The sequence below is a fragment of the Clostridium sp. C2-6-12 genome, from assembly GCF_009928485.1.
In the GTDB taxonomy this organism is placed as follows: Bacteria; Bacillota; Clostridia; order Clostridiales; family Clostridiaceae; genus Clostridium.
Map to the genome: position 1 here is coordinate 14,315 of NZ_JAABNP010000045.1, position 26,539 is coordinate 40,853.

Sequence of the window (26,539 nt, forward strand, 5' to 3'; positions counted from 1 at the left end):
ATGCATGCAAATTAAAAACTGAAATTTTAAAATCCTCTAATTAATTCAGGTGACGGGACTTGAATTCCTCTGTCACCACAAAATATAGTAAAGAAAGGAGTTTAAACTCATCTAAATTCTTATGTACTCAATAATAGACTCAATCAAATTTTACTTTAATTTAAATTGCTCAATAAGTTCTTCTAACTTTAAAGCACTTTCTGCATTATTATTAGATGCAGCTAATATAGATTCATTTTTGCCACTTACTTCAATAACATTCGCAACAATATTAGCAGATGATTTAGCTACTTCCGATACTGAAATCGCAACATCTTCCATACTTTTTGAGATTTGATCAACAGACTCAGAAACACTTTCAGAAACTTCTGCAAATTTACCTATAATTTCTTTAACAGTATCCCCATCTTTTTTATACTCAGTACTGATAGAAATTAGTTTATCATAATCTTTAAGAACCTCGTTTTCTATAAACAATAAGATATCTTGTGATGAACCTGATAGTTTTCCAACTGAAGTTAATACAGCATTTATTTTATCTTGAATTTCAGAAACTGTTACTGATGACTGTTCTGCAAGTTTTCTAACTTCTTCTGCTACAACAGCAAATCCTTTACCTGCTTCCCCTGCTCTAGCAGACTCTATTGCTGCATTTAGTGCAAGTAAATTAGTTTGCTCTGCTATTGCATTTATACTTTTTGCCATCTTTGATATTTCATTTACAACTTCTACTTCCTTTAATGCTTTTTCTAACCCCATTTTTGTTTCTCTATATATTTTTTCTGCATTTTCTCTTGATTTAATAGAATCGTTATTAATTGAAACTGCTTTTTCCTGTATATTTAATGCGACTTTTAATCCTTCTTGTGCTTTTTCAGCCGTTAAGTTCACTTCCTCCTTTACAGTAATAGCCATAGATGTAACTTCTTCAACTGCCGCTGAGGATTCTTCCATTCCTGCTGATATTTCTTCTGTTGCAGCTGATATTTGATCTACTTGAAGACTTACCTCAGAAAACATTTTATTTGTTAATTCGCTGCTCTCAAGAATCCCCTTACTTTTATCTTTAATAAATAGCATACTTTCATTCAGTTTTTCAACCGCCCCATTTAATGCAATAATTGTATTTCCGATTTCATCTTTAGCCGCTACTTCCATTTGCAAATCTAGATTACCATCTGCTAATTTAGCCGCGCCATTCATTACTTCTTTAACTTGATTTACGATACTTTTTCTGATTAAGTACATAAATAAAATTCCTATAATGATACTTGCTACTAATAATATAATCATTTGTTGTATAGAACTATTTGTTGTTTCTTGAGAAAATTTTCCCTGTGATTTCATTAAAGCATTTTGAGCATCCAACATATTTTCTATACTTAAAAGTATTTCATTTTGTGGTTTCTCTATGATAGTAATCATATTTTGAAGTTCTTCAGTTGATACTCCAGTTCTCATCCCTAAATTAATAGCCTCATCAAATACTGAAAATGCTGATTTAGAATTGCTGCTTATTTCCTTAAATATTTCCTTGCCTTTTTCAGTATAAATTAAACTACCAAGTTTGCTTTCGTTTTCATAATATATAATTTTATTCTCGTCTATTATTTTTTTTGTTCCTCCATATACTTCATATCATTACTAATTGAAATATTTCTTATGCTAATTGCAATTTTGTTAATGCTTCCTCTCATCTTATAAGCAGTTAATACCTTCTCATTTTCTAAGTCAACTAATTGATTAACAGTTCCATTGATTTGGTTTAACTTAAATATAGCTAATGAGGACGCCCCCATTATTAGAATAATCATTAAAGAAAATCCTATAATTAGTTTGTTTGATAACTTAATTTTACTAAAGTTCATTAGTATTCCCCCTCTTCTTTTGTACAATTTAACAATAATACTTATTGTTTTAAATATTACTCCAAAATAGATTTACTTACTCCCCCCCACCAAAACGTTTTCCTTATTTATAAAACTACTTTTATTTGAAGTAATTCTATTACATTTAATAAAAATTATTTTTAATTCCACATAAAGTCAACTTACTTATACTTAGTTAATCATACCAAATTATTGTGAAGATATTATGAAGATATACCAACTCTCATGCCTAAAATTATGAATTTTAGATCTGTAAGTAATGTTGAAATAAAAACATCTTCTTGTATTCCAGAAGTTCACAAAAATGATTCTGGTCGTGTATACAATCAAAAGTAAGTCGAAAAATTATTCAAATTAATTACATATTTATTATCTGATTATCCAGAAAATACGGATTCTTATGCAATATTAATTTTATTTAAATTAGGACTAAGAATAGGGGAAGTTTCTGCATTAAAATTTTCAGATATTGATTACACAAACAATGAAATTCATATACATCGAATGGAAACATTAGATACTGGTGTTGACGGAAAACATCATCCAGTTGTAGTTAATCATACTAAGAAAAGAAGTTCCTATGTCAATAGCATTCCACTTAGTGACTATGAAATAGAGATATTTGAAAAAGTAAAATCTATTAACATTGATTATGGTTATAAAGATGATGATTTTGTATTCTGTGATTCTGATGGACGTACAAAAATACGTGAAATAGATAATCGCATTCATAAATTATGTACTAAGACTGGTATAGATGTAAAATCTGCTCATGATATAAGAAGAACTGTAGCCTCCAAAATGCATAAAAATGTTATACCACTTGAAATGATACGTCAATCTCTTGGTCACTCAACACTTGATACAACAATTGGATATATTTACAATAATAATACTAAAGAAGAAACTAGCAGATTAATACAAAATACTCTTAGTACTCTTAATAAAGCTACTTTTTAATACAACCACTCATAATGGACTCAAATATATAAGTAATAAAAAAACGGAAGCCCTCTATATTATAAGACTTCCGCATTTAATAATTGGTGCAGGTGACGGGATTTGAACCCGTACGTACATTGTACACTACCCCCTCAAGATAGCGTGTCTGCCATTCCACCACACCTGCAAATATTAAACTAACTATTTAATAATAATTCATTTTCACTAAAAATTCAAGTAAGTTTTATAAAATACTTAAGTTAATTCTTAAACTTTAATCTAAGAATTAACTTAAGAAATATATATTAAAAACACTTTTTAATATATCTATAACTTCATCTGTATTAAATAAACTTTTATCTTTATTATAAAAATATTGGTATACATGATAATAAGTATCTACTTTATCAACATACTTCTTAGTTTCCCCAAAAGGTATATAGTCTATACTTTTACCATTTGACGAATACTTTTCATTTTGAAGCCATGATTGTACATTAGTTGGTCCTGCATTATACGCAGCAATTGTTAAATCTAAATCTCCATTAAAAATGTCATTTAGCCTTCTAAGATACCAGCACCCCATTCTAATATTATATTCTTCATCATACAAATTTTCTTTTGAAAATGTGCTATATCCCATTTCTTTAGCTGCCCATTCTCCAGTTTCAACAGTTATCTGCATAAGACCTACTGCATTTTTATGGGACTTTGCATCTTCATTAAATTTACTTTCAGTTTTTATAACTGCTAATACAAATAACGGATCCAAATTATACTCTATACTATACTTATCCACATATTCCTTATACTTATATGGGAAAAAATTCTCCTTAATAACATATCTAGCACCTGCTAGAACTACTACAAGAATTACTGCTAAGATTACTAGTCTACAAAAGATTCTTTTTAGAAATTTCATTCTTTTCTCCTTAATCTAGCATATTAATTTTATAAAATCTATTAAATCGTAAACTTGTTTTTGAGTTTCAATTAAATCTCCATTATTATCAATAATAATATTTGCAAATTCCTTTTTTTCCTCCATAGGCATTTGCGAATTGATTCTACTAACTGCTTCAACCTTTGTCAATTTATCTCTATTCATTACTCTTTGAATTTGAACTGAATTATCAGCATGAACCAAAATGATATAATCCATCTCATCATGCATATTATTTTCAATTAAAGTTGGAGCATCTAATATTACTATCTTTTCACCTTTTTTTTCATATGCCTCTATCTTTTCTTCTATTTCTTTTTTTATATAAGGCATTATTATAGCTTCATATTTAATTCTTTGCTTTGGAAACCTAAAAATATGATTTCCAAATTCTTTTCTTCTAAATTCCCCTCTCCAGTCAAAAAAACCACTTCCAAACTGAGTACGGACAATTTCAAGAATTTGAGGGTTTTTCTCAAGAACTTCTTTAGATATAAAATCTGCATCTATAATTTTAAATTTTTCATTTTTTAGGATGGCTGATACAGTACTTTTCCCTGTACCAATGCCTCCTGTCAAACCAATTTTGATCATTTTATATAAACCACCTTTAATTCAGTTAAGAGCTACACCTATGAAAAGAGTAGCTATGCGCTTCTAAATAAATCAGCTATGCTGCAATAAATATCTTTTCACTTCTAAAAAGAGTGGCTATGCGACAATACGGAACTTAAAATTAGTTAAGAGTTTAATTAAATATTAATATATTTTGAACTTATAATTAATATTCCTTTATTAACCCTATGATAGTTAATTTCAGTTTAGCACATAGCACTCTTATCTAAATTTACATTTGTTAACTGCGCATTTTTAAACTTTTTACAACTAATTAACCTATAATTATTTTGCTTCATACCATGTGCTTCCAAAGTTTACATCTACGTCTAGCGCTACTTTTAGCTTTATGGCATTTTCCATTTCGCTTTGAACTAATTTCTTTACTTCTTCAAATTCATCTTTTTTAACATTTAAAATAAGCTCATCGTGAACTTGAAGTATTAATTCACTTTTTAATCTTTTTTCATTTAATCTATTATAAACATTTACCATAGCAAGCTTTATTATGTCTGCAGCACTTCCTTGAATTGGAGCATTCATAGCTAATCTGTCTCCTAAAGCCTTTACTATTTTATTAGAAGCTTTTATTTCTGGAATGAATCTTCTTCTATTTAAAATAGTTAATACATATCCAGTTTCCTCTGCATCTTTAACAATATCCTCTAAATATTTTTTTATCTTAGGATATCTTTCAAAATAGATACTCATATATTCTTCAGCTTCTTTTTTAGAAATCTTTAGATCTTGAGCTAAACTAAATGCCCCTATTCCATATACAATTCCAAAGTTTACTGCCTTTGCTCTACTTCTCATAAGAGATGTAACTTCTTCAATTGGAACTTTAAAAACTTCTGAAGCTGTTTTTGTATGAATATCACTATGATGTTTAAAGGCATCTATCATATTTTCATCGTCTGCAATATGCGCAAGCACTCTTAATTCTATTTGAGAATAATCGCAAGATACAAGTATATCACTTTCCTCCATAGGAATAAATACTTTTCTTATTTCTCTTCCCAATTCATGTCTTATTGGAATATTTTGAAGATTAGGCTCTGTACTCGATAATCTTCCTGTAGTTGTAACTGTTTGATTGAAATTTGAATGAATTCTTCCATCTACATCAATTACATTTTTTAATCCCTCTATATATGTAGAATAAATTTTTGTAATTTGTCTATAAAACATAATCTTAGGAATTATTTCATGCTTATCCATTAGTTTTTCTAAAACTTCTTGATTAGTTGAGTATCCTGTTTTAGTCTTTTTCATAACTGGCAAATCTAATTTTTCAAATAATATCTTTCCTAACTGCTTTGGCGAGCTTATATTAAATTCTTCTTCTGCCAATTTATATATTTCTTCTTGAGTATTATCTATTTCTTTTTTAAACTTTATTTTCAATTCATCTAACATAGTTTCATTTATATTAAATCCTATACTCTCCATTGATGAAAGTACATATATTAATGGATGTTCAACTTCATAATAAAGTTTATCCATATTTTCCTTATGAAGCCTTTCCTTTAATTTTTCATAAATCAACGGCAAATAGCTTGATAGAATTATTTTAAGATTAGTTCCTTCTTCACTTGGATTTTCACCAATATAATGATTAACAAGCTCTAAAATTTCATATTTACTCTTAGAAGAATCTATTAAATAAGCTGCTATTGCGGTATCGAATTCAAATCCTTTAATTTCAATTTTATGTTTGTTTAAGAAAGTAACCAAGTTTTTTCCATCATGGATAACCTTTTTAATATTTTCATTTTCCATTAGTGTCTTTAATGCTTCAATAGCTTCTGCATTATTATTAGCATTAATTTCTTTAAAGTTTATGTTTATTCCTACATTTTCTTCACCTAAAATCAAATATTCAAGCTCCAACTTAGAATATATAGAAGCATCTGTTAAAGTATAATCTATATAAATTATATCCTTTTTTTGTGAAAATATTTCTATCATTTCATCAAATGTATCAACATTTTTTATTTCGATCTTAGAAGCTTCCGCTGGAATATCATCTTTGAATTTTGCTAAAATTGATTTCATTTCAAGCTTTATAAGCATTTTTTTTATTTCCGCTATATTTTCTTTTTCACTTGAATTAATATCTTCAACTTTTAACTCAATTGGAACCTCTCTCATAATTGTAGCAAGTTTTTTAGAGAAGATAGCCTGTTCTACATTTCCTTCTAAATTTTCTTTAAGTTTTTTACCTGGAATATTGTCAATATTATTTAATACCGCTTCAATAGAACCATATTCTTTAATAAGCTTAAAGGCGGTCTTTTCTCCAACCCCAGGAACCCCAGGAATATTATCAGATTTATCCCCCATAAGTCCTTTAACATCTATAAATTGATTTGGTGTTACTTCAAATTCATCAATAAAAGCTTTTCTATCATAAATTGCTGTTTCACTTACACCTTTTTTGGTAATTACTATTTTAGTATTATCAGATGCTAATTGAAGTGCATCTTTATCTCCTGTAACTACAAAAACTTCTGTTTCATTATTTTCAGCAAATTTAGAGACTGTGCCAATTAAATCGTCAGCCTCAAAGCCTTCTATTTCAAAAATCTTTATTCCCATATACTTTAACAATTCTTTAATAATGGGGAATTGTTCAGCAAGTTCTGGCGGCATTTTATTTCTTCCTGCCTTATATTCTGCATATTCCTTATGTCTAAAAGTTGGTGCCTTTAAGTCAAAAGTAGCAATTATACTGTCAGGTACAATTTCCTCCTTCATCTTAAGTAGCATATTTACAAAACCGTATATGGCATTAGTATTTATTCCATCACTATTATTCATTGGAGGCAGTGCATAAAAAGCCCTATTCATAAGTGAATTTGAGTCTAAAATCAATAATTTTTTCATTAAAAACCTCCTACGTTTACTATCAAAATTTTATTTATATTAAATTACACAATTAAATCATCATTGCAATTTTTCATTAGAATCACTCTCTACTCATTTTTTATCATTGGATAATCTTTCAAGAATTATATTCTTTAAAAATGAATAGTACTATCACAACTTGCAATATTAATTTATTATACTATATTATATCCCTTTAAGTATAGGTTTATAAACCAAATAGACTTTTACTTTGCTAATTTCCAAATTTAATGCAATAATTAGAGAGATAAAAAATGACTTATGAGGTGATATAATTGTTTAATAATTTATTATTAAAATACGCAAAGCTTGCCGTTGTAAAAGGTATAAATATTCAGAAAAATGGTCTGTTAATTATAAATAGTCCTATTGAATGCAATAATTTTGCAAAAATGATTGCTGAAGAAGCATATAAAGCTGGTGCTTCTGACGTTGTTATAAACTATATTGACGAAGAGTTTAACAAAATCAGATTTAATAATTCTAGCAAGGAAGTTCTTTCTTTTATTCCTGATTTTGAACGTGATAAATATAATTATTATGTTGAAAAAGATGCAGCATTTTTAAGTATTTCTGCTTCTGATCCAGATATTTTTAAAGATGTGGACTCTGATAAAATTTCAGCCTATCAAAAAAGCAGACGCAAAGCTTTAGAAAAATATCATAATGCCTGTGCCTCTAATAGAAACTCTTGGTGCATTATTTCAATTCCAACTGAAAATTGGGCTAAAAAAGTATTTAACGAGGCTGATTCTAAAGAAGCTGTTGAAAATTTATGGGATGCAATCTTTACTGTTATGAGATTAAAGGAAGATGATCCTATTTACGCCTGGGATCATCATGTGAATCTTCTTCATAATAAAGTTGAAGAATTAAATAAACATGAATTTGAATATTTACATTTCACAAATTCACTTGGAACTGATTTAAAAATTGGCTTGGTAAAAAACCACATTTGGTGTGGTGGAGAAGATACTAAACAAGACGGCCTTAAATTTATTGCAAATATGCCAACAGAAGAAGTCTATACTACGCCAAAATTAGATAATGTTAATGGAGTTGTTTTTAGTTCGAAACCATTAAGCTATTGTGGAAATTTAATCACAAATTTTTCATTAACCTTTAGAGATGGAAAAGTTGTAGACTATACAGCAGAAACTGGATTAGAAATTTTAAAAGAATTGTTAAATACTGATGCAACTTCAAACCGCTTAGGTGAAGTTGCATTAGTACCATATGACTCTCCAATATCAAGTTCAAATATTATTTTTTACAATACATTATACGATGAAAATGCTTCTTGTCATTTAGCACTTGGCTCTTCATATCCTTGCTGCATAAAAGATGGTGAAAGCATGACAAAAGAAGAATCAAAATTAGCTGGAGCAAATACTTCTATTACTCACGTTGATTTTATGATTGGAACTAAAGACACAAATATTGTTGGAATAAAAAGTAATGGTGAAAAAGTTCAAATTTTCAAAGATGGAAATTGGGCTTAATAAAAAAGAAACTTGAGATTGTATTCCCAAGTTTCTTTTTTATTATTTTACATTTTTAGGTTTATTTCTTTCAAGGTTATTATAATATGTTTTTAACTCATTATTAAGACTTTCAACAAGGTTATTAACCTTAGCCTTAAAATTACGCTTAGCTAAAAATCTTTGAAGCCATAAAGTTGCATATGACATAAATTTCTCTGCACCTTGATCTTCATCAATTACTAATTTAGTTGTACCATCTTTTTGTGCTTTAAAAATATATGTTGATACACATTTGGATTCCCCAGTTGTAAAAACCGTTGATGTTGTAATTTGATACTTTTCATTTTTTATATAATCAGTTATTTCAATTGTACAATCCAATGGTTTAGAGCCTGCTGATTGTATGCTTTTTTTTATCTTACATCCTACTGGATTTTCTTCATTAAAATCAGAAAAATCTTTTTTGGCATTTTTTATAAAAATACGAAATGCATCTTCCAATTTATAATTTATTATTCCAAAAGCCTTCAATTTGATTACACACCCCTTTTAATGAATTAATTCATCCATTTATCTTTTACTAAAGTATTCAATCCCCATTGCTTCGCGTACTTCTCTTAAGGTATTAGCTGCTACTGCTCTAGCTTTATCACTGCCATCCTTCAGCATATCGTATACAGCATCAATATCTTTAGCAAATTCTAATCTTCTATTTCTTATTGGTTCAAGTTCTGCCTGTATTACTTCATTTAAGTATTTTTTAACTTTAACATCCCCAAGTCCACCACGCTTATAATGCTCTTTCATTTCTTCAACTGCAGCTTTGTCTTGTGCAAAAACATCTAAATAAGTAAATACAGTATTTCCTTCAATTTGCCCTGGATCTTCTACTCTAATATGATTAGGATCTGTATACATAGACATAACTTTCTTTTTAATTGTATCTGCATCATCAGATAAATATATACAATTTCCTATTGATTTGCTCATTTTAGCCTTTCCATCAGTACCTGGTAGTCTTCCTGCATTGGAACTTGGTAGAACCGCATCTGGTTCAACTAGAACTTCTCCATATATTGAGTTAAAACTTCTTACAATTTCTCTAGTTTGTTCAATCATAGGCAATTGATCTTCTCCAACTGGAACTGTAGTTGCTTTAAAGGCTGTTATATCAGCAGCCTGACTTACAGGATAAATTAGGAATCCTGCTGGTATACTATTTTCAAAATTCTTTTGTTTTATCTCTTGCTTAACTGTTGGATTTCTTTCTAATCTTGATAATGTAACAAGATTTAAATAATGCATAGTAAGCTCATTCAATTCAGGTATTTGTGATTGTATAAATATAGTTGATTTACTTGGATCAATTCCAACTGCCAAGTAATCTAATGCAACTTCTGTTAAGCTGTTTCTAATTTTTTCAGGATTTCTTGCATTATCTGTTAAAGCTTGTTGATCTGCAATCATTATAAAGCTTTCATATAATCCTGATTCCTGCAATGTTACTCTATTTTTTAAAGACCCAATATAGTGTCCTATATGTAACTTTCCAGTAGGTCGATCTCCTGTCAATATAATTTTCTTATCCATTTAAAATTCACTCCTAAAACGCAAATAATAACTAAGCTTCTGTTTTATTTTGTACTATCTTATTTATGATCTCTACCCTTTTATCTCCTAAAACATTAGCTATTTTTACTGACATGTTTTTTTCTTTATAAATAGCTTCCTTATTAGCTTCAACAATTTTCACGATTCTTTCTTCCATCTTTTCATATGAAATTAAATCATCTTCATATGTATCTACGATATCCTTTAAACATGTTGCTAATTCTTTAGGGTTTCTGTAAACTGCTCTCATCTCTTTCTCCTTAACACTAAAAATATATTTTTAAAGATTTATTTGAATCTATCTTAGTAAATAAGTTTCGATTTATTATATCATTATATATAGGAAAATTCCATATTCAAACCTAATACACATAAAACAAAATAATAGACCAAAAAGCTACATCTACTTCGTATCAGACAAATGGAAAATTCTTTTAGTAGCGAGCTATTATCAGAATTGCCAATACAATATGGTGCAAAATAGATAAGCATGCTGGTCTATTATTTTTTATTTTATTTAAATAATACCCTAAAATAAAACTTTTATAAGATAGTTTTAAAATTTATTTTCATACGACTTATAAAATTATTTAATACTAATTGTGAAATCATTAGGAACTATCATTACAATACATTTTGCTCGTTTTACAACATTTGTTGTTACTGATCCAATAATTCTAGTTAACCCTCTTTTAGTAGACTTTGTCATAACTATTATTCCCACATTTTCTTCAGTTGCCTTCTTTATAATCTCATCTCCTGGATATCCAAAAGTAAAATATGTTTCTGTCTTGTAATCTTTCATCTTTTCTCTTGCTGCTTCTAGTATTTCTTCGCCTAGTTCCTGTGCAAATTTAATTTCATCCGCAACTATCATTTCATTTATCAATACCAGTTCTTTTACGTGCATGATAAGTATTTCAGCAGACTCTTTTGGAAATATCTCCCTAACAAATTCTAAAGAATGCATACTTCTTTCAGTTCCATCTATTGGTACTAATACTTTCCTCTTATTCATATATACTCCCCCTTTAAATATCTAGTTAACATAATTATTCTACATAATGGCCTTAATATCCTCTATTTTTAATTAGTGAAATGATTTTATTTGCAAGAAAGTTCCGTATTGCAGCATAGCTGCTCTTTTCATAGGTGCATAATTATTCTACATAATGGCCTTAATATCCTCTATTTTTTATTGGTGAAATGATTTTATTTGCAGGAAAGTTCCGTATTGCAGCATAGCTGCTCTTTTCATAGGTGTATATTTTTCCATTAATAAAGTGGTGACTATTACCAATAAAGATTAAGATGTATTTTTATCAGAAGTCCTGACAAAAATACATCTTAATTATAATTTAATCTTATTCAATAATTTCTCCACCAGTTGAAATTGTTACTACTTGCCAAGGAATTAGTTTATCACTTGCCTTAAGTGCATTTTTAACTGCATTTACTATTCCACCACAGCAAGGAACCTCCATTCTTACTACCGTAAGACTTTTTATCTCATTCATTTTTAAAATAGCTGTTAACTTCTCTGAATAGTCACCTTCATCAAGTTTTGGACATCCTATTAATGTTATTCTATTCTTTATAAATTTATTATGAAAATCACCATATGCATAAGCTGTACAATCTGCTGCTATAAGTAGATTAGAATTATTAAGGTAAGGCGCATTTGGTGACACAAGTTTAATTTGAACAGGCCATTGATTTAATTGTGAACCAATTTCACCAATTGCTATCTCCTTTTTAACCTCTACTTTATTATGATTAATTACCTTTGATTGAGATCCTGGACATCCAAAAGATATTTTTTCATTATTGTTCATTTGTATTTTCTTTTGTTCTGCCTTTCTCTTTTCCATATTTATTTTTACAGCCTCTTCATCATAAGGCTCAGCTTCACGTTCTTCAAAAGTTATAGCACCTGTTGCACATGATGGAAGACAATCTCCAAGTCCATCGCAATAATCATCACGTAACAACTTAGCTTTTCCATTTATAATTCCAATTGCCCCCTCATGACAAGCACTTGCACAAAGTCCACAACCATTACATTTTTCCTCATCTATCTTGATCACTCTTCTTATCATAAATTTCACCATCCTATTATTATTTAGAATTATATTTATATTAAATAAACCGTTCTTCTTCACTATTTGTATCAAAGGATTTACTTTATGATGTTATTATACAAAAATGTAACTTTTATTTCTGTTTCATTTGTGACAGAATAATATTATTTTAATTTTTCTAAGTTTACAACCAGTTCACCAATAGCATCAACATATTTATTCACAATTCTATCAGCTATTTCATCAGCTAATTTTTCATTATAAATATGAGAAGTAGAATTTCTATCTTCTAATAAACTTATCCAAACTAAATCATCTGAAATTAAGTTATTTACATATGCCTTTTTAAATATTGTTCGCGGAAATGAATTTTCAAGTGTTACTCCTAGGTACTTCATGAATTCCTTTAGAGTCTTATGCGTAAGTTCATAGGTAAATTCAAACCTTTGAATAAGACTATCTCTAACTATATCATCTTTACCATCATATAAATTTCTCACTTCCAAAAGTCTATCATAAGCTCTTTTTAAATTCATATATTTAAAATCAATACTTCTCATAAATTACTATTCCTTCACTATTTATTTGTTCTTTAAAAAAATCATCCTTTATACAATTCATATCTGAAAAATCGAATTCCAACAAAGTATGCGTATTCATTTCAATATCTTCAATGAATTCTGATATAGACCCATCTGAATATACAGCTAAATCAATATCACTTTTACTTCCATTATCTCCTCTTGCCCTTGAACCAAAAAGCGTTACTTTTTTTATACATTGATATCTGCTTGCAATCTCTTTAATTTCATCAATTATTCTCTTTTCTAAATTCAAAGTATCTCCCTCCGCATTTAGGAAACATTACTATTTTTATATTCCTAAATCATTATGACTGCTTAATTTTAATATTATTATAAACCACTTATATTAATTGTTTCAATAAAATATACGACTATATTAGTATCGATATATGAAACACTATACAAAAATAGTTATAGATGCATATGATTCACCTATAACTATTCTTTACTTTCTAAATTAAAGTTAAATTTTTCATACTAAAATCCAATATTTTTGATGAATGGGTTAATGCACCTACTGATATATAATCTACACCTAGTTCTGCAATTTTTTTAATATTGCTTAGCTCTACATTTCCAGAAAACTCTGTTAAAGCCTTATTACCTATTATCTCTATTGCTTGTCTTGCTAAATCTAAATTCATATTATCTAACATTATTATGTCTGCTTCAGCTTCTAACGCTTCTTTAACCATTTCTAAATTTTCTGTTTCCACCTCTATTTTTCTAACAAATGAAGAATTACTTCGTGCGAAATCAACGGCCTTCTTTATTCCACCAGCTGCACTTATATGGTTATCCTTAAGCATAACTCCATCTGATAAATTAAATCTATGATTACATCCGCCACCAACTTTTACGGAATACTTTTCTAATATTCTAAGATTTGGTGTTGTTTTTCTCGTATCTAATAGCTTTGTATTTGTATGCTTAATTTCATATGCATACTTATTTGTTAATGTAGCTATTCCACTCATTCTCTGAAGCAAATTTAATGCTACCCTTTCTCCAACTAACAAATTTCTTGTATTTCCTTTTAAAAACGCTACTTTTTCTTTGAAGAATACCTTATCTCCATCTCTTTTAAATAATTGAACTTCTACTCCTCCTAATATATCAAATACTCTTTTAAAGACTTGAAGTCCTGCAACTATACCTTCTTCTTTGCATAATAACTCTACTGTAGCAGTACTATCTTCACCTATAATAGAATTTGTTGTTATATCCTCACTTGGAACATCTTCTAAAAGTGCATCTTTTATTATCTTATCTATAACTAAGAAATTCAGCATCCAGCTTTCCCCCACTTTCCTTTATGACCTTCATAACCAATTCTTTGTTTTCAACAGCTATTTCATCTATAGTTTGGCTTAATTGGTTTACTGGCAATACTTCAATATCTACATTATCCACAATTTTATTAATAGAAAAAGCAGCTCTTCTTGAAAATACCAATCCTTCAAGTAGTGAATTACTTGCAAGCCTATTTGCTCCATGTATTCCTGTACAGCTTGTCTCTCCAACTGCATATAAATTTTCCATAGATGTTTTTGAATCTAAATCTACCTTTATGCCACCCATAAAAAAGTGTTGTGCTGGTGAAACCTTTATACACTCTTTTGTTATATCTGTTCCCCTTTTCAAACACTCTTCATATATAGTTGAAAATCTTTCTACTATATAATCCTTTCCTAAAAATCTTATATCTAAATTTACATATGGAGTTTCAGTTTGTCTGATTTGTTCATATACTGCTTCTGATACTACATCTCTTGGCAAAAGTTCGTTAATAAATCTTTCACCTCTTACATTAGTGAGAATTCCACCTTCACCTCTTAATGATTCAGATATTAAAAATCTTCTTTGATTACTTTTTTCTTCATAAAAAGCTGTTGGATGAATTTGAATATAATTCAAGTCTTTTAACTTTAAATTGTGTTTAACTGCAACTGCAATTCCATCTCCAGTCAATATCCTTTGATTAGTTGAATTATTAAACAATCCGCCTATTCCACCGGTTGCCAATATAACTGTTTTAGAATAGATATTTATCTGCTCATTTTCTCTTACTAATATGGCACCGATGCATTTGGAGCCTTTTACTATTATATCTACAAAATATGTATCTTCATAAACACTTATATTTTCTCTTTCTTTTACTCTCTCTATGAGAATTTTAGCTGTACTTTCTCCTGTGTTATCCTTGGTATGCACTATTCTGTTTATGGAATGTGCTCCCTCCTTAGTGAAATCTAAAGTATTGTCTTCATTTCTATCAAATTTCATTCCCATTTCAATTAATGAATTTATATTTTCCATGGACTCAGAGGTTAAAACTTTAACAGCTTCTAAGTCATTTTTATATTTTCCAGCTTTTAATGTGTCCTCTATATAAACTGGGATATCTTTAAATCCCCTTGCAACGGATATCCCTCCTTGTGCAAGATAGGTATTACTACAGCTTATTTTTTCTTTGCATACTACTAATATATTTAAATCTCTTCTTAAATTTAATGCACAATAAAGGCCTGATACCCCTGAGCCTATTATTAGTACATCAATAAATTTATTCATTTTTAATTACCTGATACCTTTTCAGCTTTTACAGATCCTAATTTATGCATATTCTCTAAAGATCTTAAAGCCTTTATTCTAATTTCTTCATCTAAAATTATTTCATTTTTCATATTTAATAGGGTATCATGCAAATTTTCAAGGGTTGTCTTCTTCATGTCTTGACAACAAATGCTATCTCCCGGAATATAAAAACTTTTATTTGGATTTTTCTTTTTTAATTCATGTAAAATTCCTTCTTCTGTTCCTACAATAAATTCATTACCTTCATCTTTAGTTGCATACTCTATAATTCCGCTTGTACTTCCAACATAGTCTGCTATATCTCTTATTTCTTTTGTACATTCTGGATGAACTAACACTTTAGCTTCTCTATGTTTTTCTTTTTCTTCCAATATATCTTCTCTGCTTATTTTATTATGGCATCTGCAAAATCCATCCCATAATATAAATTCTTTTTCTGGGAAAAACTCAGCAATATATCCCCCTAAATTTCTATCTGGTAAGAATAGTATTTGCTTATTAGGTACATTTTTTAATATGTTTAATGCACTTGAGGATGTTACGGACAAATCACAATGTGCTTTTACATTATATGTTGAATTTATATAACACACTACATATGCCTCTGGATATTTTTCCTTAAGTTCTATTACCCCTTTACCGCTCGCCATATCTGCCATAGAACATCCTGCACTAAGACATGGCATTATAACTTTCTTCTCAGGTGATAAAATCTTTGCACTTTCTGCCATAAATCTAACTCCACAAAACATTATAACTTCTTCCTTGCAGTCTCTAGCAATTTCGCTCAAATAATATGAATCCCCCACATAATCTGCTAATTCTTGAATAATTCCCGGCTGGTAAAAATGAGCAAGAATAATCGCATTTCTTTCTTTCTTCAGTCTTAATATTTCTTGTACTAAATCTCTCTCCATATTTACACCTCTTCATTTTACTTTTACAGGTGTATATACACCAATAAACATATTATATCACTACAATTTTATATGTTCAACTAAATTAAACATAAAAAAATCACCTCAAAACAAACAGTATACACTTGGTCATTTTAAGATGATTATTACTTATTATTATTTTAATTTTTCCATCATACCACTTAATTGCTCTGCTATATATACAGAATCTTGGATATTCGCACTAACTTCTTCCATAGCCTTTGATTGTTCCTGAGTCGTTTCTAAAGTTATTTTAGAATTTTTAATAGTTCCATTCACTGATTCTTGTATTTTAGTTGTTAGGTCTGAAATTGTTTTAGCTGTTTCTCTTGAACTTTCAGCTAAATTCTTTATTTCTTTTGCTACGACAGAAAATCCTTTACCAACTTCTCCTGCACGTGCAGCTTCTATAGAAGCATTAAGTCCAAGCATTTTGGTTTGAGCTGCAATACTTTTTATAGCATCAAGTATTGTATTTATTTGTTCTGTAACCACTCCTACTTGAGCTATTTCATTGTTTAATTCTCCTTGTTGAGATGCGATTTCTGCTGCTGATGCAGAAAGCTCTTCTACTGTTGCTGATACTTTCATAGAGTTATTTGATAATCTTTTTGCTACTAAATCTAATTCAATTTGATTATATCCATTTTTAGCCAAGGAATTTACAACAATAAATAGCACATTCGCAGCTTTTTCTATATGTCTAAAATCTACTATGTTAACTTCATTAGCTGCATCTACAAAGCCTTGTGGATTTACATCAATCTCTTTTGCAATTTGTATAAAATTATTTTCTTTAGGTTTTTCTGTTAACATTTGTCCACCCAAAACTGTTCCTATTAATTTTCCTTCTACAATAATAGGTGCGGCAAAATCTACAAGGCCTGCATGGCAAGCACCTACATATGGTTTTCCAGTTCTTGCCGCCTCTTCTCCCATTCTCTTATGAGATGCAGCACATCTATCATCACCCTTTTTAGTAGAGTGAACAAAACCATCACAAAATCTTGTGTAACTGCTTGGGTCTGTTACAGGCGTTCCATTCTTATCCACTGTAACACTAGCACAATTCATTGCAAAAGCGAAATCATCTTGAAATTTTTGAAGCAATTTAATATCTATTATGTCCTTTATCTCTAACTCATCCATATCCAAGCGATTATCATCTAACATTTTTATCATAGCAATCTTCCTTTCCCTTTAGAAAATATTAATAAATCCTTTATTCTTCCGATTTTTTTAGACATTATTTTGAATTAATCTCTAAAATTCTTTTACATCCTTTTTTATTCGTTTTATTTATCATTTTAATTATCGACTTAATTTTTACTAACTTGAATGTTTTTGGATTATTTTTTTGATTTTTTTGTATTTATCACACTATTCACTTAACTTTTCTGTAATTTTTTTGAAATAAATTATTCCATTCCATCTATTGACAAATATTAATCTTGATTGTATTATTGTATTAACGACTTAGTACAATAATACAAAATACTTTTTGAAAAAGGAGTGAGCTTATGTCATGGAACTTTAATGACGAAAGACCAATTTATCTACAACTTATGGAACAAATTCAACTTAGAATAGTTTCAGGTATATATAAAGTTGGTGAAAAACTACCATCTGTTAGAGAAATGGCAAGTGATGCATCGGTTAATCCTAACACAATGCAAAAAGCACTTACAGAACTAGAAAGAACAGGTTTGGTTTATACACAAAGAACTAGTGGCAGATTTATTACGGAGGATAGTAATATGATTAAAGATATTAGAAATGGTTTAGCCAAAGAACAAATTCAAAAATTCCTTTTTAATATGGAAAAAATAGGATATACAAAGCAAGAAGCAATAGAACTTATAAAAATAATATCTAAGGAGATGAAATAATGAATAATGATGAAAATAATATGCTTTACGACAATAATAAAATTAATTCAACTTCTGACTTTGCAAATAGTAGCTTGGATAACAGCCCTATTTTAGAATGTAGAAATTTAGTTAAAACTTATGCTAATTCACAAGCTCTAAAAGGAATTAATTTAACTATTAATCGCGGAAGAATCGTTGGTTTATTGGGACCTAATGGGAGTGGAAAAAGTACACTTATAAAGCTTGCAAATGGTCTTTTAACACCATCTAGTGGAGAAATATTAATTGCTGGAAACAAACCTGGAGTTGAAACAAAAAAAATTGTATCATATTTACCTGAACGTACTTATTTAAATGACTGGATGAAGGTTTCTGATATTATTAATTTCTTCAAAGATTTTTATGATAATTTTAATCCTGAAAAAGCATATGCTATGCTTGAAAAACTAAATATTAATCCTAATGATAAATTAAAGACTATGTCTAAAGGTACCAAAGAAAAAGTTCAGCTGATTTTAGTAATGAGTAGAGAAGCTGATTTATATTTATTAGATGAACCAATAGCTGGCGTTGATCCAGCTGCTAGAGATTATATTTTAAATACTATAATAACTAATTATAATGAAAATGCTACTATTATTATATCAACTCATCTTATTTCAGATATTGAAAGAATATTAGATGATGTAGTCTTTATTTCATATGGAAATATATTCTTAACTAAGAGTGTTGATGAGATTAGAGAAAATGAAGGTAAGAGTGTTGATACTCTATTTAGGGAGGTATTTAGATGTTAGGAAAATTAATGAAATACGAATTAAAAGCTACGGCTAGAACCCTTATTCCTCTTTACATTGCATTATTAGCCTTTGCAATTATTAATAAAATTTTTATAGGAGCAGGTCTTGCTCATAAACTTGAAGGTTTTGGTTCAATACCATTTATTCTTAGTATCTTTGGCTACGGATGTACAATGGCTGCAGTATTTATAGTTACTTTCTTTGTAATAATCCAAAGATTTTATAAAAATTTACTTGGAGATGAAGGCTATTTAATGAATACTATACCTGTAAGTACAATAACAAACATAACAAGTAAACTTTCGATTGCTGGTTTTTGGAATATTATAAGTGGCTTTGTTGCAATTATTTCTATACTTATAATGGCATTTGATCCTGTAGAGTTTGGTAAATTCTTCTCAGAAATGTTTGATGCACTATCAAAAGGTTACTCAGAAATCGGTATGCAGCTTTATGTATTTATTTTTGAAATAATTATTTTAATGCTTGTTGCTCTTTTAAGATCTCTTTCAATGATTTATGCTTCAATATCAATTGGGCATTTGTTTAGTAAACACAGAATACTTTCCGCTTTTGGTGCATTTATAGGTTTAAGTTTCATTTCAGGAGCAATTTCTAGTATTGTAGGATTAACTTTTTCAATTATAGGTAACCGCCTTGATCATTTACAAAATATACATTTAAATGGTGCTTCTGCATTTATAGTAGTTCATGGTTTTATAATTGGAGTTACTGTATTTAATTTATTATTCTTCATAGCATATTTTATAATCACAACTTATATATTAAAAAATAAATTAAACTTAGAATAATTAAAACAGATAAAATTAGAAACCTCGTTAGCATATTTTCATAATGCATAACGAGGTTTTTCACATACCTTAAATGCTGCTTATTAATAACATAATATTTAGAATTGTTACAATTCCACCAATAATCCATAAAATAATATTTTCTGTTAATGTATTTTTATATTCTCCCATAACCTTTTTTGATGAAGTTAAATATAGCTGACTAAAAATAGTTATAGGAAGTTGTACACTTAATAACATTTGTGAATATACCAGACCATTAAATGGATTATCAACAAAAAATATTATTAATAAAGCTAATAAAATAGTAATTAATACGCCTACTTTACTGTGCTTATTATTTATATCATATTCTTCTGCAAACAAGCCAGCAAATATAGATCCTCCTGCCATACCTGCAGTAATACAAGATGCTATTCCTGCAAAAAGCAAAGCTATTGCAAATACTAAAGCCGAACTACTTCCTAATAATGGCTTTAACATTACTTGGGCTTGTTCAAGTTCTGTTACATTAACACCATTATCAAAAAATGTTATTGCAACTAATATCATTGAACTGTTTATAACAAAACCTATTATCATTGATAACAAAGTATCCATAAATTCATATTTTAGTTGCTTTTCAATTACTGTTTTATCCTTTAAATTCCACTTTCTACTTTGAATTACTTCAGAATGTAAAAATAAATTATGAGGCATAACAACTGCACCTAAAACACTCATTATTATTGGCAATGAACCATTTGGAATATTAGGAATCACTAAACTTTTTGCTGCCTCACCCCAATTAACATTTACAAGTGCTGTCTCAAAGATAAATGATAGCCCTATTATTGATACAAAACCTATAATAACTTTTTCTATTCTTCTATATGAATTTGTAAATAACATAAATATAATTAGTATTGCGGATATTGTAGAACCTATTTTTATAGGTATATGAAATAACATTTTTAATGCTATAGCTGCTCCCAATATTTCTGCCATTGCAGTACCTATAGCTGCGAGTACTGCTGTTCCAGTTATTAATTTTCCAATAGATGGTTTCATATGTTTATTTATTGCTTCCGAAATGCAAAGTCCAGTTACTATACCTAAATGTGCCGCATTGTGCTGAAGCAAGATAAGCATTATTGTTGATAGCGTAACAATCCAAAGTAATTTATAACCATAGCTAGATCCAGCTGCAATATTTGATGCCCAGTTACCAGGATCAATAAATCCTACTGTAACCAAAATTCCTGGTCCTACATATTTTAAAAATTCATTTCCTGTGAACTTTTTCCATTTATAAATAAAATTATCTTTCTTCATAATATATATTTAAATCCTTTCTTTTAATTGATAATTATTCTCATTCTCTTTTTTTAATTATATCACCTTTTTATTATTAATTATATATATATTATATTTTATAATCCACAATTCACAGTAAATTTTGTAAGTTTATCATACTTATTAAGTATTAAACATTGATAATTAGACACAATCAATAAACCATCAAGAATTTATAATCTCTATAAATTCTTGATGGTTTATTTTAATCTTAGTATTAGTTTAAAAACATTTTGATATCATCATCAACATTTGTAATTCCGCCAATACCAAAGTTTTCAACTAAAACGTTAGCTACATTTGGTGAAAGGAAGGCTGGAAGTGTTGGTCCTAAGTGAATGTTCTTCACTCCTAAGTGTAATAATGATAATAATACTATTACAGCTTTTTGTTCATACCATGCAATATTAAATGCTATTGGTAATTCATTTATATCTTCAAGACCAAATACTTCTTTAAGTTTTAATGCAATTACTGCTAATGAGTAAGAATCATTACATTGTCCTGCATCTAGAACTCTAGGAATTCCACCGATATCTCCTAAGTCTAATTTATTATATTTATATTTTGCACATCCTGCTGTTAAGATAACTGTATCTTTTGGTAGTGCTGCAGCAAAGTCTGTGTAGTATGATCTAGCTTTTTGTCTACCATCACATCCTGCCATAACAAAGAATTTCTTTATTGCTCCTGTTTTTACTGCGTCAACTACTTTATCAGCTAATGCTAATACTTGATTATGAGCAAATCCACCAACGATTTCTCCTTCTTCAATTTGAACTGGTGCTTCACATGTCTTAGCTTGTTCAATAATTGCAGAGAAATCTTTCTTTCCGTTTTCATCAGCAGTAATATGAGTACATCCTTCATATCCTGATGAACCTGTAGTATATAATCTATTCTTATAACTATCTCTTGGAGGAACTATACAGTTAGTAGTCATAAGTATTGGTCCATTAAAACTTTCAAATTCTTCTGGTTGCTTCCACCATGCATTTCCGTAGTTACCTACTAAATTTGAATATTTCTTGAATTCTGGATAATAATGAGCTGGTAACATTTCAGAGTGAGTATAAACATCTACTCCTGTTCCTTCTGTTTGTATTAATAATTGCTCTAAATCTTTTAAATCATGTCCTGAAATTAATATTCCTGGATTTCCTTTAACTCCAATATTAACTTTTGTTGCTTCTGGATTACCGTAGCTTTCAGTATTAGCTTTATCTAATAAAGCCATTCCATCAACACCAAATTTTCCAGTTTCTAAAGTTAATCCAATATATTCATCTATAGTTACATTATTATCAGCTGTTAATGATAATGCTTTTTGCATAAATGCACAGATATTTTCATCTTCATATCCTAAAGCATTTGCATGTTTCATGTATGCAGATAATCCTTTTAATCCATATGTGATAAGTTCTCTTAAACTTCTTATATCTTCATTTTCAGTAGCTAAAACTCCAACTGTTTCTGCTTTAGCTTCCATTTCACTTCTAGTTTCAGCTGTATATAAAGCAGCCCCACTTAAGTTTTCTTTATTACTTAATTTTCCTAATAATTCTTCTTTTAATTTTAAAGTATCTTTAACTCTTCCATAAAATACTTCTTTATCAAAGTTAGCATTAGTTATAGTAGTAAAAAGGTTCATTGTTACTGTAGTATTTATAGCTTGTGATACTTCAATTCCTTCTGCTCTAGCTCTTGTTGCTACTTCTGATAATCCTCTTGTTACATATATTAATAAATCTTGCATTTTTGCAAGGTCAGGAGTTTTTCCACATACACCTTTTACAGTACAACCTGTACATCCTGCTGCTTCTTGACATTGAAAACAAAACATTTTATTATCCATCCTAAAATCTCCTCCATTTATATATTATTATTATTTATTTTTAATTTACCAAGGGGTTAATTACCAACCCTGTAAGCTTATTTTATCTTGAAATAGTTTAATAGTATGTTTCATATGTTACACACTATTTTTTATTTCAAAAATTTTATGAATCGATTTACTTTTAATAGCTTTTTTCAACATAAAAAAGAATGGATAAACCATTCTCTTTTACTTCTTACCTATATTTAAATACCTAATTGCAGATAAGTTCCGTATTGCAGCATAGCTGCTCCTTTCAGAAGTGCATAGCTGCTCTTTATATTGGTGAGAAGTTCCTTATTGCAGCATAGCTGCTCTTTATATTGGTGTATACTTATTCTCTAATTTTTCTAAGATAAGAATATTTTTATCTTTAACTTCTGTGTTAGTATTTTCATACTCTAAACATTCTTTATCAATCACTTCAATAACTTCAGCCTTTAATTCTCTCTTTGCAAAATTATATATAACTTTATCTTCCTTATCTATATGTCTTTGTAGTAACTCACCATATGAAATAGCATTTGCTATTACATCTAATTTCGCTTCTTCATTGCCCTCTTTTGTTTTTTCAATGGCTGCAACAAGATTATTTACATAAAGTCTTCCTAAATCATGTTCTACTAACATTCCATACTTTATAGTTTTTTCACCTAAAGCTCCTAAATTTTCTACCATTCTATTAAAGAGCATTATTTCTTCTTTATTATGATGATGTCCATCAGCATAATTTCTTATAAAGTCGATTATTAAATAAAAATCTTCATAGTCTATTTCAGAACCCTTTAACACTTTATAACATGCTTTTCTTACTACTTTAAGCATACGCAAGATGCATTGGTGCTCTTCCATCATTATTTCAATAGCATTCATCATAACAACTCCTTATTTTTAATTTTTCTCTATTGTAAATGTATTGTCTTCATCTTCTACATATTTAAAATCACTACTAATGGTATTTACAAATGATTTAATCCATAAACCTCTTAAATTATAAAATAAATCAACAGATACCTTTTCTTTTTCCCATATATTCTTATGAACACATACATTTCTAACCCATTTAACCATATTTTCTTCTGATATGATAACTTCATTTACTCTATCACAAGGCATTCCATCTAAAATATAATCATTTATTTTATTGAACATATCTACAGCATTGTCAACTTCTTCTGAAGCTTCTTTCACTTCATTACCTGCCTTAATCCCTTGCTCAATATAAATCTTTTCTAATTTATTTAATCCATCTTTATCATTTTCAAGAACTTTAAAAGTCCAAGCTGCCATTCTTCCTTCAGCACATGTTATTTTTTCTTGTAACCAGCCATGAATATTTCCTGTATCAATCATATCTTCTAAAGGCTTATCTGGAAGCATATCTCCATATTTTTGTGCTATTTCTGCACTTATAGCTTCTATATTAAGATTTTCACTTTTTGCAAGTTCTATTACATCTTTTTCTAAACCTTCGAACCAAACTATTTTATTAAATAACCAATAATGTATTTTTCCTAAAAATAAACTCATATCATTTCCTCCTACATTTAAATGGCTTAATATATTGCAGTTAAGCCATTTTTCTTTTTTAATTATTTTTCAAAATGTGCAAAATACTATAATTTTATTCATTTGTTTTTGACGTTTTTTTGACGAATTCATTTTTTTATTATATCTACAATTAGTATTATGCTTTTTCTATGATGTAATAATACTCTAATTATCATTTCTTTTATGTATCATATGTTACAATTTTCATATTTTTTAATACAAACTTTATATGGAAAATTGATAAAAACTATTTAATTTAAAAAAATAAAAATCCAAGAATAATCCTAGATTTTTATTTTCATTACAACTCTCTATGTTCATATGTTATTTTTTCAATCCATTTATCTAATAATTTCTTATCTATTAGCGTTTTAGCACCAACTTTAAAATATGGAAAATCAGTATTTGTTTTATATACTAGTTCGGTTATCTTTTCGCGTGAAGTACCAATATAAAGTGCAGCTTCCTGAATTGTGAAAGTTATCTTTTGTATCTTTTCATTTTTAGGTTGCTTTAGTGATTCTACTATTTCTTTCAGTAAATCAATAATTTGTTCTTTTAATTTTTTCTCCATTATAATTCTCCAACTCCTTTACTTTTTAGCTCTTACTACATTTTCATTCTTTCTACTATTAAAATGATCTAAATATTCCAACCAACTTACCTAATATTGTACACTCATCTATTAGTATAGTTTCAATTGCATTATTTTCAGGTTCTAATCTAATACAACTCTCTTCCTTATAGAATCTTCTTATCTTAATATGATCATTTATAGCTGCTGCTATTATCTCTCCATCTGTAACTTCTTTAGTATTTTCTAATATAGCTAAATCATTGCTATTAATCCCTAATTTTATCATTCCTTTATCTTTAACCCTAAGCATATAAAGTTCCTTGTCATGTCTTATGTAATCTAATGGAATAGGAAACGTATCTTCTATATTATCATGATAAAGTATTGGCTTTCCTTTTGTTATTTTACCTATTATAGGTATATCAATCATTTCCTTTTTAGGGGGTGAAAGTTCTGCTATTTCTAATGCTCTTGGTTTAGTTGGATCTCTTTTTATTAATCCTTTTCCCTCTAATCTTTTTAAATGTCCATGAACAGTTGAAGTTGATGATAAATTTACAGCTTCGCAAATTTCTCTAACTGAAGGTGGATATCCTTTATTTTCTGTATAATCTTTTAAAAATTCATATATTTCAGTTTGTTTATTTCTTTCTTCTTCCATTCTTTATACCTCGCTATTCTAATAAAAATATACCTTCTTTAGTTTATTATTTATGATTTCACACAAGAACATTCATTCTTGCAAACATTTGTTCGATATAATGTTACTACATTTAGATTATTTTGTAAATAAAAAAGGGAGTGTTGCAAAATGATTAAATTTTAATCAGGAGCGATGCTCCTTTTCGGTCTAAACTAATAAATTTCCAAAAATTTTAAATTTGACATCAATTATTCAAAGATTCCTGACTTTTAAGCGCATTCAAATAAGCCCAGTTACTTTATTCCATAATTAGGCAGTAGATTTTAATTCATGAAGATGCTGTTGAGTTCTTTCGTTTTGTATTTTGGAATGTAATTTGTTAATGTTGTAACCAAAACAAAGCAAAACAAATTCAGTTTTAACACTATTTTTTCCACGTGTTAAAAATCTATTGAATTCATAATCACTTTTTAGAACTC

Annotated in this window: 28 protein-coding genes and 1 tRNA gene; 5 read left to right on the forward strand and 24 right to left on the reverse strand. The window is 28.6% G+C overall.

What is annotated here, in order from left to right; genetic code table 11:
- Window positions 1-150: 150 nt before the first annotated feature.
- Window positions 151-1,461, reverse strand: coding sequence for a methyl-accepting chemotaxis protein (locus GXK56_RS24430; RefSeq protein WP_243156246.1), 1,311 nt, complete (start codon window positions 1,459-1,461; stop codon window positions 151-153).
- Window positions 1,462-1,607: 146 nt separating this feature from the next.
- Window positions 1,608-1,868: an MCP four helix bundle domain-containing protein gene (locus GXK56_RS28390; protein WP_243156247.1), complete on the reverse strand. Its 261-nt coding sequence runs from the start codon at window positions 1,866-1,868 to the stop codon at window positions 1,608-1,610.
- Window positions 1,869-2,246: 378 nt separating this feature from the next.
- On the opposite strand from GXK56_RS28390, the gene GXK56_RS24435 reads away from it, so the two are divergent.
- Window positions 2,247-2,849 (forward strand): tyrosine-type recombinase/integrase, encoded by a 603-nt coding sequence (locus GXK56_RS24435; protein ID WP_160692449.1) that lies wholly within the window; start codon window positions 2,247-2,249, stop codon window positions 2,847-2,849.
- Between the two features lie 84 nt (window positions 2,850-2,933).
- Here GXK56_RS24435 and GXK56_RS24440 read toward each other — a convergent pair.
- The 4 genes from GXK56_RS24440 to polA all read right to left on the reverse strand — a co-directional run bounded on the left by GXK56_RS24440 (window position 2,934) and on the right by polA (window position 7,278).
- Window positions 2,934-3,018: transfer RNA gene (locus GXK56_RS24440), tRNA-Leu, on the reverse strand.
- 99 nt (window positions 3,019-3,117) lie between these two features.
- Window positions 3,118-3,753 (reverse strand): lytic transglycosylase domain-containing protein, encoded by a 636-nt coding sequence (locus GXK56_RS24445; RefSeq protein WP_160692404.1) that lies wholly within the window; start codon window positions 3,751-3,753, stop codon window positions 3,118-3,120.
- Window positions 3,754-3,768: 15 nt separating this feature from the next.
- Entirely contained in the window at window positions 3,769-4,368 is a 600-nt protein-coding gene (gene coaE / locus GXK56_RS24450) for a dephospho-CoA kinase (protein ID WP_160692406.1), read from the reverse strand.
- Window positions 4,369-4,674: 306 nt separating this feature from the next.
- Window positions 4,675-7,278 (reverse strand): DNA polymerase I, encoded by a 2,604-nt coding sequence (gene polA / locus GXK56_RS24455; RefSeq protein ID WP_160692408.1) that lies wholly within the window; start codon window positions 7,276-7,278, stop codon window positions 4,675-4,677.
- A 296-nt stretch (window positions 7,279-7,574) separates the two neighbouring features.
- Between polA and GXK56_RS24460 the strand changes: the two genes are divergently transcribed.
- Window positions 7,575-8,801 (forward strand): aminopeptidase, encoded by a 1,227-nt coding sequence (locus GXK56_RS24460; protein WP_160692410.1) that lies wholly within the window; start codon window positions 7,575-7,577, stop codon window positions 8,799-8,801.
- A gap of 42 nt (window positions 8,802-8,843) precedes the next feature.
- On the opposite strand, the gene GXK56_RS24465 is transcribed toward GXK56_RS24460, so the two are convergent.
- The 11 genes from GXK56_RS24465 to GXK56_RS24515 form a co-directional block, all read right to left on the reverse strand.
- Window positions 8,844-9,314 carry a DUF3284 domain-containing protein gene (locus GXK56_RS24465; protein ID WP_160692412.1) on the reverse strand — a complete coding sequence of 157 codons (471 nt, stop codon included), beginning with the start codon at window positions 9,312-9,314 and terminating at the stop codon, window positions 8,844-8,846.
- 39 nt (window positions 9,315-9,353) lie between these two features.
- Complete coding sequence (trpS, locus tag GXK56_RS24470) at window positions 9,354-10,373, reverse strand: tryptophan--tRNA ligase (RefSeq protein WP_160692414.1); 1,020 nt, start codon at window positions 10,371-10,373, stop codon at window positions 9,354-9,356.
- Between the two features lie 31 nt (window positions 10,374-10,404).
- Entirely contained in the window at window positions 10,405-10,644 is a 240-nt protein-coding gene (locus GXK56_RS24475) for a TIGR04540 family protein (protein ID WP_160692416.1), read from the reverse strand.
- A gap of 336 nt (window positions 10,645-10,980) precedes the next feature.
- Entirely contained in the window at window positions 10,981-11,412 is a 432-nt protein-coding gene (locus GXK56_RS24480) for a universal stress protein (RefSeq protein ID WP_160692418.1), read from the reverse strand.
- Between the two features lie 346 nt (window positions 11,413-11,758).
- Complete coding sequence (locus GXK56_RS24485) at window positions 11,759-12,493, reverse strand: 4Fe-4S binding protein (protein ID WP_160692420.1); 735 nt, start codon at window positions 12,491-12,493, stop codon at window positions 11,759-11,761.
- 146 nt (window positions 12,494-12,639) lie between these two features.
- Window positions 12,640-13,011, reverse strand: a complete 372-nt coding sequence (locus tag GXK56_RS24490; RefSeq protein ID WP_243156249.1) for an HI0074 family nucleotidyltransferase substrate-binding subunit — start codon at window positions 13,009-13,011, stop codon at window positions 12,640-12,642.
- A gap of 10 nt (window positions 13,012-13,021) precedes the next feature.
- Window positions 13,022-13,312 carry a nucleotidyltransferase domain-containing protein gene (locus GXK56_RS24495; protein ID WP_160692424.1) on the reverse strand — a complete coding sequence of 97 codons (291 nt, stop codon included), beginning with the start codon at window positions 13,310-13,312 and terminating at the stop codon, window positions 13,022-13,024.
- Between the two features lie 199 nt (window positions 13,313-13,511).
- Window positions 13,512-14,351 carry a carboxylating nicotinate-nucleotide diphosphorylase gene (nadC, locus tag GXK56_RS24500; RefSeq protein WP_160692426.1) on the reverse strand — a complete coding sequence of 280 codons (840 nt, stop codon included), beginning with the start codon at window positions 14,349-14,351 and terminating at the stop codon, window positions 13,512-13,514.
- Window positions 14,326-15,633: an L-aspartate oxidase gene (locus GXK56_RS24505; protein ID WP_160692428.1), complete on the reverse strand. Its 1,308-nt coding sequence runs from the start codon at window positions 15,631-15,633 to the stop codon at window positions 14,326-14,328. The genes nadC and GXK56_RS24505 overlap by 26 nt, the downstream gene beginning before the upstream one ends.
- Before the next feature lie 2 nt (window positions 15,634-15,635).
- On the reverse strand, window positions 15,636-16,574 hold the full coding sequence (nadA, locus tag GXK56_RS24510; RefSeq protein ID WP_160692430.1) for a quinolinate synthase NadA: 939 nt from the start codon (window positions 16,572-16,574) through the stop codon (window positions 15,636-15,638).
- A gap of 156 nt (window positions 16,575-16,730) precedes the next feature.
- On the reverse strand, window positions 16,731-17,777 hold the full coding sequence (locus GXK56_RS24515; protein ID WP_160692432.1) for a PocR ligand-binding domain-containing protein: 1,047 nt from the start codon (window positions 17,775-17,777) through the stop codon (window positions 16,731-16,733).
- A gap of 338 nt (window positions 17,778-18,115) precedes the next feature.
- Here GXK56_RS24515 and GXK56_RS24520 point away from each other — a divergent pair, with 338 nt between their 5' ends.
- From GXK56_RS24520 to GXK56_RS24530, 3 genes are all read left to right on the forward strand, one after another.
- Window positions 18,116-18,484: a GntR family transcriptional regulator gene (locus GXK56_RS24520; RefSeq protein WP_160692434.1), complete on the forward strand. Its 369-nt coding sequence runs from the start codon at window positions 18,116-18,118 to the stop codon at window positions 18,482-18,484.
- A gap of 74 nt (window positions 18,485-18,558) precedes the next feature.
- Window positions 18,559-19,263 carry an ABC transporter ATP-binding protein gene (locus tag GXK56_RS24525; RefSeq protein WP_243156252.1) on the forward strand — a complete coding sequence of 235 codons (705 nt, stop codon included), beginning with the start codon at window positions 18,559-18,561 and terminating at the stop codon, window positions 19,261-19,263.
- Complete coding sequence (locus tag GXK56_RS24530; RefSeq protein WP_160692438.1) at window positions 19,257-20,078, forward strand: ABC transporter permease; 822 nt, start codon at window positions 19,257-19,259, stop codon at window positions 20,076-20,078. Before GXK56_RS24525 ends, GXK56_RS24530 begins: the two co-directional genes overlap by 7 nt.
- Window positions 20,079-20,147: 69 nt before the next feature.
- On the opposite strand, the gene GXK56_RS24535 is transcribed toward GXK56_RS24530, so the two are convergent.
- From GXK56_RS24535 to GXK56_RS24565, 7 genes are all read right to left on the reverse strand, one after another.
- The gene (locus GXK56_RS24535) at window positions 20,148-21,392 is read right to left on the reverse strand and encodes an Nramp family divalent metal transporter (RefSeq protein WP_160692440.1); all 1,245 of its coding nucleotides are present in this window, start codon (window positions 21,390-21,392) and stop codon (window positions 20,148-20,150) included.
- Between the two features lie 238 nt (window positions 21,393-21,630).
- Window positions 21,631-23,268 (reverse strand): hydroxylamine reductase, encoded by a 1,638-nt coding sequence (gene hcp, locus GXK56_RS24540; protein WP_160692442.1) that lies wholly within the window; start codon window positions 23,266-23,268, stop codon window positions 21,631-21,633.
- Between the two features lie 339 nt (window positions 23,269-23,607).
- Complete coding sequence (locus GXK56_RS24545; protein WP_160692451.1) at window positions 23,608-24,162, reverse strand: hemerythrin domain-containing protein; 555 nt, start codon at window positions 24,160-24,162, stop codon at window positions 23,608-23,610.
- An 18-nt stretch (window positions 24,163-24,180) separates the two neighbouring features.
- Window positions 24,181-24,819 (reverse strand): hypothetical protein, encoded by a 639-nt coding sequence (locus GXK56_RS24550; protein ID WP_160692444.1) that lies wholly within the window; start codon window positions 24,817-24,819, stop codon window positions 24,181-24,183.
- 322 nt (window positions 24,820-25,141) lie between these two features.
- Entirely contained in the window at window positions 25,142-25,414 is a 273-nt protein-coding gene (locus tag GXK56_RS24555; protein ID WP_202127939.1) for a helix-turn-helix domain-containing protein, read from the reverse strand.
- Window positions 25,415-25,472: 58 nt separating this feature from the next.
- A complete protein-coding gene (lexA, locus tag GXK56_RS24560) occupies window positions 25,473-26,078 on the reverse strand; it encodes a transcriptional repressor LexA (protein ID WP_160692446.1) in 606 nt (201 codons plus the stop codon).
- Between the two features lie 291 nt (window positions 26,079-26,369).
- The coding region (locus GXK56_RS24565) for a transposase (RefSeq protein WP_202127940.1) at window positions 26,370-26,539 on the reverse strand (170 nt) is incomplete at its 5' end.